Source organism: Acrocarpospora macrocephala (genome assembly GCF_009687865.1).
Classification (GTDB): domain Bacteria; phylum Actinomycetota; class Actinomycetes; order Streptosporangiales; family Streptosporangiaceae; genus Acrocarpospora; species Acrocarpospora macrocephala.
Window position 1 is genome coordinate 135,357 of record NZ_BLAE01000026.1, and the last position, 9,945, is coordinate 145,301.

9 protein-coding genes are annotated in these 9,945 nt (G+C 67.8%); 1 reads left to right on the forward strand and 8 read right to left on the reverse strand.

Features of this window, described 5'->3' with window-relative positions:
• Positions 1–3: 3 nt before the first annotated feature.
• From Amac_RS23170 to Amac_RS23190, 5 genes are all read right to left on the reverse strand, one after another.
• On the reverse strand, positions 4–1,479 hold the full coding sequence (locus Amac_RS23170) for a WS/DGAT/MGAT family O-acyltransferase (RefSeq protein ID WP_155356482.1): 1,476 nt from the start codon (positions 1,477–1,479) through the stop codon (positions 4–6).
• A gap of 207 nt (positions 1,480–1,686) precedes the next feature.
• Entirely contained in the window at positions 1,687–2,814 is a 1,128-nt protein-coding gene (locus Amac_RS23175) for a sulfite oxidase (RefSeq protein ID WP_155356483.1), read from the reverse strand.
• A 50-nt stretch (positions 2,815–2,864) separates the two neighbouring features.
• Positions 2,865–4,550: a DNA polymerase/3'-5' exonuclease PolX gene (polX, locus tag Amac_RS23180; RefSeq protein ID WP_155356484.1), complete on the reverse strand. Its 1,686-nt coding sequence runs from the start codon at positions 4,548–4,550 to the stop codon at positions 2,865–2,867.
• Between the two features lie 5 nt (positions 4,551–4,555).
• Positions 4,556–5,896, reverse strand: coding sequence for a phenylacetate--CoA ligase family protein (locus Amac_RS23185; protein ID WP_155356485.1), 1,341 nt, complete (start codon positions 5,894–5,896; stop codon positions 4,556–4,558).
• A 106-nt stretch (positions 5,897–6,002) separates the two neighbouring features.
• Positions 6,003–6,767, reverse strand: a complete 765-nt coding sequence (locus Amac_RS23190) for a class I SAM-dependent methyltransferase (protein ID WP_155356486.1) — start codon at positions 6,765–6,767, stop codon at positions 6,003–6,005.
• A 77-nt stretch (positions 6,768–6,844) separates the two neighbouring features.
• On the opposite strand from Amac_RS23190, the gene Amac_RS23195 reads away from it, so the two are divergent.
• Positions 6,845–7,618, forward strand: coding sequence for a sulfite exporter TauE/SafE family protein (locus Amac_RS23195; protein ID WP_246268595.1), 774 nt, complete (start codon positions 6,845–6,847; stop codon positions 7,616–7,618).
• A 1-nt stretch (position 7,619) separates the two neighbouring features.
• On the opposite strand, the gene Amac_RS23200 is transcribed toward Amac_RS23195, so the two are convergent.
• From Amac_RS23200 to Amac_RS53780, 3 genes are all read right to left on the reverse strand, one after another.
• Positions 7,620–8,594 carry an aldo/keto reductase gene (locus Amac_RS23200; RefSeq protein WP_155356487.1) on the reverse strand — a complete coding sequence of 325 codons (975 nt, stop codon included), beginning with the start codon at positions 8,592–8,594 and terminating at the stop codon, positions 7,620–7,622.
• A gap of 74 nt (positions 8,595–8,668) precedes the next feature.
• On the reverse strand, positions 8,669–9,055 hold the full coding sequence (locus Amac_RS23205; protein ID WP_155356488.1) for a beta/gamma crystallin-related protein: 387 nt from the start codon (positions 9,053–9,055) through the stop codon (positions 8,669–8,671).
• A 249-nt stretch (positions 9,056–9,304) separates the two neighbouring features.
• Positions 9,305–9,945, reverse strand: a 641-nt coding sequence (locus tag Amac_RS53780) for a hypothetical protein (RefSeq protein ID WP_170322602.1), incomplete at its 5' end; no start/stop codon positions are given.

A 9,945-nucleotide genomic window follows, 5' to 3' on the forward strand; every position in this document is an offset into this window, starting at 1 on the left:
TAGCTAGTTGGCGACGAGTGCCCCCGGACTGGTCACACCCGGTTCGGGGGCACTTTCGTGGTCCAGGTGGTCGGCGTCGGCGAGCTTGACGAGTTCGGTCATCGCCTCGCGGATGTGGTCCATGACCTGCCACACGTCGGGCACCCGTGACGGGCAGGCGACCACGCCGAAGTCGAGGTTGCCGTCGTAGGACAGGCAGGTGATGCTCAGTCCGCCGGTCATGTCCGTCAGGACCGACATGGGGTAGTACGCGAGGAGCCGGGCCCCGCTCATATACAGCGGCACCTGTGGCCCCGGCACGTTCGAGACGATCAGGTTCACCCCGGGCGTCACCAGCCCGGCCAGCCGGAAGACCGCGGGCGTGGCCCGGGCCAGCACCGCGGGCAGCGCCGAGCAGAGGTCGTTCAGCCAGGTCGTGTGGGAGACCGCGAAGCGCCGTTTGGCGGCGTTCATGGTGGCCCGGACCGTCGTCAGCCGGTCCTTCAGGTCGGCCACGTCGGTGGCCAGCGGGGTGATCATCGCCGAGATCTGGTTGCGGCCCTCGCCCGTACGGCCCGAGCGGATCGAGACCGGGACGGCGGCGACCAGCGGCTGGCCCGGCAGCGAACCCCGCTCCTCCAGCCAGGCCCGCAACGCCGACGCGCAGACCGTCATGACCACGTCGTTGACGCTCATCCCGAAGGTCCTGGCCACATACTTGAGGTCGGCGAGCGCGACAGAGCCGTACGCGAAACTCCGCCTGCTGGACACCGGGCCGTTGAACGGGGTCCGCGGAGCCGCCAGCGAGGGCAGGTCAGGGACCGGTTTCTCGCCCATCATCGAGCGGGCGGCGCGGGCGATGCGCCGCGCCCCCGGCAGGGCGGAGAGCACCGGGATCGCGTCCAGGTCGGCGACGGCCCTGCTCAGCGAGCGGACCGAGGCCATCGGCTGGGACAGCGCGCGGTTGACGGCGTTGGCCAGCATGTCCCGCACGTCGGGCGCGGTGGTCGGGGTGGCGGGCGGGGCCGGTTCGACTTCGCGGGGTTCGGGGGAGAGGTCCAGGAACGAGCTCATGATCTCCGTGCCGGAGACGCCGTCGATGGCGGCGTGGTGCACCTTGGTGTAGAGCGCCACCCGGCCTTCACCGAGGCCGTGGATCAGGTGCATCTCCCACAGCGGCCGCGACCGGTCCAGCCGCCGGGCGTGGATGCGCCCCACGTGCGCGGCCAGCTCGTCCGCGCTCGGCACGATCGACTCGTACACATGATCGGCCACGTCGAAGTCCGGGTCTTCCGTCCAGTACGGCCGATCCAGCCCGAACGGCACATCGGCCAGCCGCATCCGCAGCGGCGGGGCCAGGTGCAGGCGCTCCCGCAGCAGCTCGATCAGCCTCGCCCGGGTGATGGCCCCATCCAGCACGGCGAGTCCCGCGACATGCGCCGCCGTGGTGGCAGACTCGCCGCTGAGAAACTGCGCGTCGAGCGCCGTCAGCTGACGCATGGGCTTCCTCCCCCTGTTGACCCCTGGTGGTTCTACCCAGGGTGACCATCTTCGCCGTGTTCGGTTACCAGGGCATTTCCCCGACGTCTCCGGGAGATTCTGTCAGCAGCCAGACAATGGACATGACCTTGCCAGTCATTGACGAGACCACCCGGAGGCTGCTCACCTGCTCTTTCGCTCTCAAACTGCCCAGATAGTGACATTTGCCTATACAGCGGTGACGGGATGTTCGACGACGGCGTCGAAAAGGTAGCCGTTGGGGTTGTATTCGGCACGGACCGGCTGGGTCGCTCCGGTCTCGTCGGTGGCCCTGGCCAGCAGCGTGTACGGTCCCGGCGCCGGCGGGCACCAGGCGATGTGCCAGGGCGCCCAGGCCGCCGCCAGCCGCTTGCGGGTGTGGGCCCGCTGCCAGGAGCGCCCGCCGTCCACGCTGACCTCCACCCGCACGATGTGCCCGGCCCCCGACCAGGACCTGCCGTGCAGGATGTGCTGGCGCCCGGCCTCCAACCGGGCCTCCCACGGCAGCTCGAAGGCGCTCTTCACCACCTGCGTGGTCAGCGGCCGGTCCGCGAGCCGGTAGAGGCCGGTGCTCCACGGCGAGCTCAGCTCCCGGGCGGCCACCTCGATGCTGCCCAGCCACTTGATCGACGCCACCCCGGTCCAGCCGGGCACTACCAGCCGGGCGGGAAATCCGTGATCGGGTGGCAGCGGCTCGCCGTTCATCTCGTACGCGACGAGTACGTCGTCCAGCGCCTTGGCGACCGGCAGCGGACGCCGTACATGCCCGAGATTGACGCCGTTCTCCACATATTCCTGGTCCAGGCCGACGGGCATCACGTGCACCGCGTCCTTTGTGATCCCGGCCAGGTCCAGGAGGGTGGCCAGTTTCACGCCGCGCCAGCGGGCCACCCCGATGCCGCCCAGCCGCCACTGGGTGCCGGTGGCCGGGGTGCCCTGCTGGCTGGCGAAGAAGGAGCGGCCGTTGCCGGCGCACTCGATCGTCACGTCTCTGGTGGTGGCGGGGAGGGCGAGCAGGTCCTCGTAGCGGAACGAGCGGGGGGCGCGCAGGGCGTCGCCGTGCAGGCGCAACCGCCAGGTCCGTACGTCGATGATCGGCGTGGCCGTGTGGTTGCGGACGAAGAAGCGTTCGGTGGGGACGTGGTAGCCCTGGCCGCGCATGGCCTCCCAGCGCATCTCGGCGCTGGTGCCGTGCACGATGAACAGGTCGTGGGGGAGGGGTTTGACGATCGGGCCGGATGGGGGCGAGGCGGGATGGTTGCGGATGAGTGGGGCGATGTCGCCCAACGTACAGAGCGCTGAGGTGTGGAGCTCCATCGGGACACCTCTCTCGGGATTTCGGTATTCCCTACCAGGAAACCATTGAATCACCGCCGGAGGAAAGTGAGGAGGCGCTCCAGGGGCCAGGTGTTGATGACGTCGTCGGTGGTCAGCCAGGCGCGCTGGGCGATGCCGACGCCGAAACGCTGGTTCTCCAGGTGCGGGATGGCGTGGGAGTCGCTGTCGATGGAGAACTTCACGCCGTGGTGGCGGGCCAGCCGTACCAGGTCGGAGGGGAGGTCGGCGCGGTCCGGGTAGGAGTCGATCTCCATGGCGGTGCCGGTGCGGGCCGCGGCGCGGAAGACGGCCTCCCAGTCGGCGTCGACGGGCTCGCGTTTGCCGATCTTGCGGGTGGTGGGGTGGCCGATGATGTGCACGCCCGGGTTCTCGCAGGCCGCGATGAAGCGGCGGGTCATCTCGTCGCGGGACTGGCCGAAGTGCGAGTGCACGGAGGCGACCCGGACGTCGAAGCCCTCCAGCACGTCCAGCGGCCAGTCCACGGAACCGTCGGGCGCGATGTTCAACTCGGTCCCCTGCAGCAGCCGCATGTTCGGATATTTCGCTTGAAGGGCGGCTATCTGGGCGCGCTGGTCGAGGGCCTTCTCCAAGGTCATGCGCTGCATGACCAGGTCCGGGGCGTGGTCGGTGATCGCGTAGTAGGCGTAGCCGCGGGCTGCCGCGGCGGCGACCATGTCCTCCAATGAGGCGATTCCGTCGGTCAGGTTGGTGTGGGTATGCAGATCGCCCTTGAGGTCGGCCAGGGTGACCAGCTCCGGCAGCTCCCCGCGCAGCGCGGCCTTGATCTCGCCGCCGTCCTCCCGCATCGGCGGCGGCACCCACTGCATGCCCAGCGCCCCGTAGATGTCCTCCTCCGTCGCCGCCGCGATCACCTGGTCGTCGGCGTCGAAAAGCCCGTATTCGGAGAGCTTCCAGCCCTTCTTCACGGCCATCTCGCGAATGTGGACGTTGTGCTCCTTCGACCCCGTGAAGTAGACGAGCGCCGCCCCCCACGACTCGGCCGGGACCACCCGCAGATCCACCTGAATGCCGCGATCGGTCCGGATGGATGTCTTCCGCTCCCCTGCGGCGATCACCTCCGTCACGTACGGCTGCGCGCTGAACACCTCCATCAGCGAAACCGGCCCGACCGCCAGGATGTCGATGTCGCCCACCGTCTCGCGCATCCGCCTCAGCGACCCCGCGTACACGATCCGCTCGGCCGGCAGCGACGCCATCACCTTCTCCGCCAGATCCATGGCCACCCCGAGATGCACCCGCTGCCCGGACTGCTCCATCTGCTCGATGCCCTTGAGCAGGTTCTCCTCGGTCTTCGCCCCAAACCCGCGCACCCCCGCCAGCCGCCCCTGTCGGATCGCCTCCGCGAGCGCCTCCGGCGAGTCGACACCCAACTCCTGGAACAGGAACAACGCCTTCTTCGGCCCAAGCGAAGGGATCCTCGTCATCCTCCGCACCCCATCCGGCACCTTTCCGCGCAGATCATCCAACTGCCGGAAACTCCCACGGGCCAGAAACTCCTCAACCTTCTTCGCGATCGCCTCACCGACCCCCGGAATCTGCCGCACCGGGATGGTCCGCAGATCCTCCGGATGCCCCGCAATCGACTTCGCGGCCTTCTGGTAACTACGCACCCGAAACGCGTCCCCGCCATTCAGCGCGAACAGCTCCGCGTATTCCTCCAGCGCCGCCGCAGCCTCATCATTCGCCCGTGCCATAACGATCAGCGTACATACCTGTGCTTCACGCCAGGCGGGAAGTGCTCCGGGTCCCCGTACGGGCGGAGCGTGACCACGGGTGCCTGCCGGTCCTCCGGGACATAGTGTGCGAACTCGCTGTTCAGGCGCTTCAAAGCCTGGAGCACCGATGCGGAGACCCGCTCTGCCAGTTCGGGCGTCCCGACTGTCCCTTGGGCCAGTTCCACGGTCAGTTCGATCCCTTTCGCGCCCTCGGGGGCCGCCAGTACGAACTTGCCCGTCACCGAGTCGCTTACGCCCGGCTGCTCGAGGCCGACCGTGACGTTCTCCGGGAACACGTTCGCCCCGTAGTACGAGACGACGAACAGGCTCCGGCCGAACACGTACACGAACGGCAACTCAGGTCCCTGCGCCGTCGGGCGGAAGCCGAATCGGGCCAGGTAGCCGAGCATGCCCTTGTGGGAGATCAGGCCGCCCTCGTCGGCGATGTGGTAGCGCATGAGTGGGATGCCGTTGTCGCCGGTGAACAGCAGGGTGCCTTCGTGTTCCTCGAAGAACCGCACGGCCGGGTCGTACTGCACGAGCGTGGGCAGCCGTGAGGCTCCGAAGAGTTCCTTCGCCGCGTCGGGGCGGCCGGCCAGGAATCGCCGGATTTCGATGGACAAGGGGGTCTCGTTTCCCAGGACGCCCGCGTCCGCTGTGCCGTACAGGGAGGCGGTCCCGGTCAGCGGATCCGCGATCCCCGCGCGCTCCGCGACCAGAGCCCGCCACTCCTCGGAGAACACCTCACCCGCCGTGACAATCTTCACGTTGTACGACGACCACGGCACCCCCGGCGTATCGATCACGTCCTTCAAGAACGGGGGATACCCCAGCAGAACCACCTGCTCGAACTGTGGCGCCAGAACGGGAAGAACCCGCAGAATCTCCGCCTTGTTGTTCCCCGGCGCGACCACCGTCACCGGAAACCCTTGATCGGCCAGCTGCCGCACACAGGCGATCGTGAACAGCCCACCTACCCAGGTCCCCAGCGAGAAGCACACCACCGCCAGCGTCCGGCGCTCCGCCGCCCCAAACGCCCGGAACACCTCCGCGAACCGCTCCCCGACGACCTTCTCATCGGCCGTCGACCGCACCCAGAACGCGGGCTCCCCACTCGACCCCGACGACACCGCGATCATGTCCCCGACAACACCATCCCGGCACAACGCGGCAAGCGGATGCCTCCGGACATAGTTGTCCTTCGTCGTCATCGGCACGCTGCCGAACTCCCGCACGGCCCCCGGGTCGACACCCTGCTCTTTCAGGAACGCCGCATACGCCGGCACACTCTCGGCGACCCGCCGAAACAACTCAATAGGCACCACGCGCTGACTGTACGACCAACACCCTTGCGGTGGGAGGACTCAGCGTGAAGTTTCGACGTGGCCCTGCGGTTCGGCGAAAGGGCCTGTTCGTCACGCTTTGATGAGGTCATGGGAGGCCGATGATCAGGCGGAGGGAGCCCAGGAACTCGGGCTGGGTGCGTAGGTGGCCGTGGAGGGTGTCCCAGGTGCCGTTTGCGAGGTCGGTGCATAGGTGTTCGATTGCGCGGGATTCGGCGGTGGGGTCGATGAAGCCCCATGCGGACTGTGATTTGCGGATGGCTGGGTCCAGGAAACGTTCGGGGCGGGCGTAGTAGGCCTCGGTGAAGCCGTCTACGCAGTCGATGGGGATGGGGACTGGTTCGATTCGGGTTGTGGTTCCGATGTGTTGGGCGATCCAGTCGATCTTGGGGTAGCGGAGGCGTTCGGCTGCGACGAGTTCGGGGGCGTACTCGGCCAGCCAGAGGAGGTCGAGGGCGTCGCCGTCGAAGGTGAGCACGACGACCGGGCCGCGGGAGACGCGGCGTAGTTCGCGTAGGCCCTGTTCTGGGTCGGGCCATTGGTGGACGGTGATCGACGCCAGGGCGGCGTCGAATGTGTTGTCGTCGAATGGCAGGTGTTCGGCGGTGGCGTTCAGGGCGGGGACACGGCGGGCGGGGCGTTGTCCGCGCATGACGGCGGACGGTTCGACCGCGACGACATACCGGTCTTCCGGTTCGTACGACCCGGCGCCCGCTCCTACGTTGATCAAGCTGCGTCCCTCGCCCAGAGCGGCATGGACCTGGGCCTCGATTCGCGGATCGGTACGGCGCTGGGTGGCGTAGCCGTACCCATGGGTGTCGTAGTCGAAGTCCCCGGCTGGGGCGGTTGTCATGGGTTCTCCATTCCGGTCTGGAGTGATTCCGGCGAGTAGGGCAAGCTGGGGCGACTCTGTCGGGGGGGATTGTGGCGTTGATCGAGGGTTTGGTTGGGTTCGGGGCTGGGTTGCTGATCGCGATGTTCACGACTCCGGTGGGGGTGTCGGGGGCGGTGTTCCTCCTTCCGGTTCAGCTCAGCGTGCTGGGGGTGCCGAGCCCTGCGATAACGCCTACCAATCTGCTGTTCAACGTTGTGTCAGGGCCTGGAGCGCTCATGCGCTACCGGCGGAACGGCTCGCTGGTCAGCCCGCTGACCAGGCAACTCATCGTCGGCACCCTCCCTGGGGTGGTCATCGGCGCGATCATCCGCGTCTTCGTCGTGCCGGGCCCGCAGGTGTTCCGGATCCTGGTCGCGGCGTTCCTGCTGCCCCTCGGCGTCTGGTTGTGCGTGCGAACTCTGCGCCCGGAACGGCACCGCCCCGCGCGGGAGGTACGCACCCGCACGATCAGCCTGCTGGCCCTCGTCGTCGGAGTCATCGGCGGCGTGTACGGCATCGGCGGCGGCTCGATCCTGGGCCCCATCCTCGTCGGCTGGGGAATGCCAGTCGGATATGTCGCCCCTGCCGCCCTCGCCTCGACCTTCCTGACCTCGATCGTGGGCGCGCTCGCGTACGCGGTCCTCGCCCTTACCACCTCAGGTGACATCGCACCCGAATGGCTTCTGGGCTTGGTCTGCGGCTTCGGCGGCCTGATCGGCGGCTACCTGGGCGCCCGCCTCCAACCTCACCTTCCCGAAACCGGCCTGCGTCTCCTCCTCAGCGCCCTGGCCATCGCGGTCGCCCTCCTCTACGTGCTGCAATCCCTTTGAATCAGAAGGAGACCGGGCGAGGCTGGTAGGGCTCGGTCAAGGCGGACTGCTCCTCCGGCGAGAGGGTGAGGTCGGCGGCGGCGATCGCGTCGTCCACGTGGCGTTCCTTGGTGGCGCCGATGATCGGGGCGGTCATGCCCGGCTGGTGGAGCAGCCAGGCCAGGGCCACTGTCGCCGGGGCGACGCCGCGCTTCGCCGCCAGATCGGCCACGTTGGCGAGGATGGTGGCGTCCGCGGGGCCGCCGTACAGCTGCTGCTGGCGGGCTCCGTCGCCGACCTGCCGGGTCGTGTCCTGATCTGTCCCGGCTCGCGCGAGGAGTCCCCGCGCCAAGGGGCTCCAGGGGATGAGGCCCACGCCCTGGTCGACGCAGAGGGGGTTCATCTCCCGCTCGTCTTCTCTGTACAGGAGGTTGTAATGGCCTTGCATGCTCACGAATTTGGTCCAGCCGTGCTTGTCGGCCGCGTGCTGTGCTTTCGCGAACTGCCACGCCAGCATTGACGAAGCGCCGATATATCGGGCTTTGCCCGCCTTCACGATGTCGTGGAGGGCTTCCATGGTTTCCTCGATGGGGGTTTCGTCGTCCCATCGGTGGATCTGGTAGAGGTCGACGTAGTCCGTACCGAGGCGGGTGAGGGACGCGTCGATCGAGGCCATGATGTGCTTTCGCGACAGGCCGCCGTCGTTCGCGGCCTTGCCGACGGGGAAGCGGACCTTGGTCGCCAGGACGTAGTCCTCCCGCCGGGGGAAGATTTTTCGCAGCAGGTTGCCGGTGACGATCTCGCTGGCCCCGGCGCTGTACACGTCGGCGGTGTCGAAGAAGGTCACACCTCCGTCAGCGGCTTTCCGGACGATCGGCTCGGCCTGCTCCTCCGGCAGCACCCACCCGTTCCAACTTCCCGGATCGCCGTAACTCATCATCCCCAGGCAGATCTTGCTGACCTTCAGCCCGGTGTTCCCCAACCGCACAGAATCCATGCCCCGACATTAGCCAGCCCGCCAGAGTCGCGACAGCGGGGGTTCCGGCTGGGGGGAAGCCGGAACCTTCGGGGTTATTCGAACACGGGGTAGCCGACGCAGGACCTGGTGGAGAGGCGCCTGACCGAAGAGATCTTGTCGCCGAAGTTGTAGGTGTGCAGGTTGCGGATGTACTGGCCGGAGCGGATGCAGAAGCGGTGGTCGCGGTAGCCGCTGTCGACGTACAGGACCCAGGCGTCCTCGGTGTCGTTGAAAACTGAACTGGCCTCGTCGCCGGCGCTACCGAGGCTGGAGGTGTTGTCGTAGTAGAGCCAGATCTTTCCGGCCAGGCTCTGGTGCTCGCCGAGCCGCAGGGCGCCCGCGCTCGCCTGCGCCGGAGCCGCGGTCAGGGCGGCGGCCGACAACACGGTCAGCCCGGCAAGGGCAATGCTCATCGCGGCACGCCGCAGGTTCGTAGCCATGTTCTTCCTCCGTATGTGATCGCACCGGGCGTCGCACCCAGGCATCCCTACGGCGTGACATCGAGTTCCGCGCCCACTGGAACACCCGGGAACAGAGCGGAACGGGTGGAACTCGGCCGAACGCGTGCAGTTAGCCAAAGGCTTTCCAGACACCGCACTTCAGCAGGAGCACTTTTACGGATACAAGAATCTCGTCGGAGCGTACAAAGGGTGATGCCGCACCGGGGTTCCGGTGCGGCATCGCCGTTTTCAGGGGGTGGCGGGTGGGGTGCCGGCGCCGCTGAGGTCCTGGGTGAGCCAGGCGGCGCCGATCTTGGACAGGAAGGTTTCCTGGAGGTGCTTGTCGGAGGCGTTGATCGTGAAGACGCTGGTGTAGCCGTCGTGGTAGACAGCGGCGGGCGCGCCCGCGGCCGCCGGGGTACCGGCACCCGCGCTGAGGTCCTGGGTCACCCAGGCCGCGCCGATCTTGGACAGGAAGGTCTCCTGGAGGCGCCCGTTCGAGGCGTTGATGGTGAAGACGCTGGTGAAGCCGTCGTGGTAGACAGCGACCGGGGCACCCGTCGCCGCCGGGCCACCGGCGCTGACATCCTGGGTCGCCCAGGCCGCGCCGATCTTGGACAGGAAGGTCTCCTGGAGATGCCCGTTTGAGGCGTTGATGGTGAAGATGCTGGTGAAACCGTCGTGGTAGACAGCGGCGGGCGCGCCGGTTGCCGCCGGGGTACCGGCGCCGGAGCTGAGGTCCTGGGTCACCCAGGCCGCGCCGACCCTGGGCAGATAGGTCTCCTGGAGATGCCCGTTCGAGGCGTTGATGGTGAAGACGCTGGTGTAACCCTCATGCACCACCACGGCAGGCGTCACATTGGCCGCGGCCGGAGTGCCGGCACCGGCGC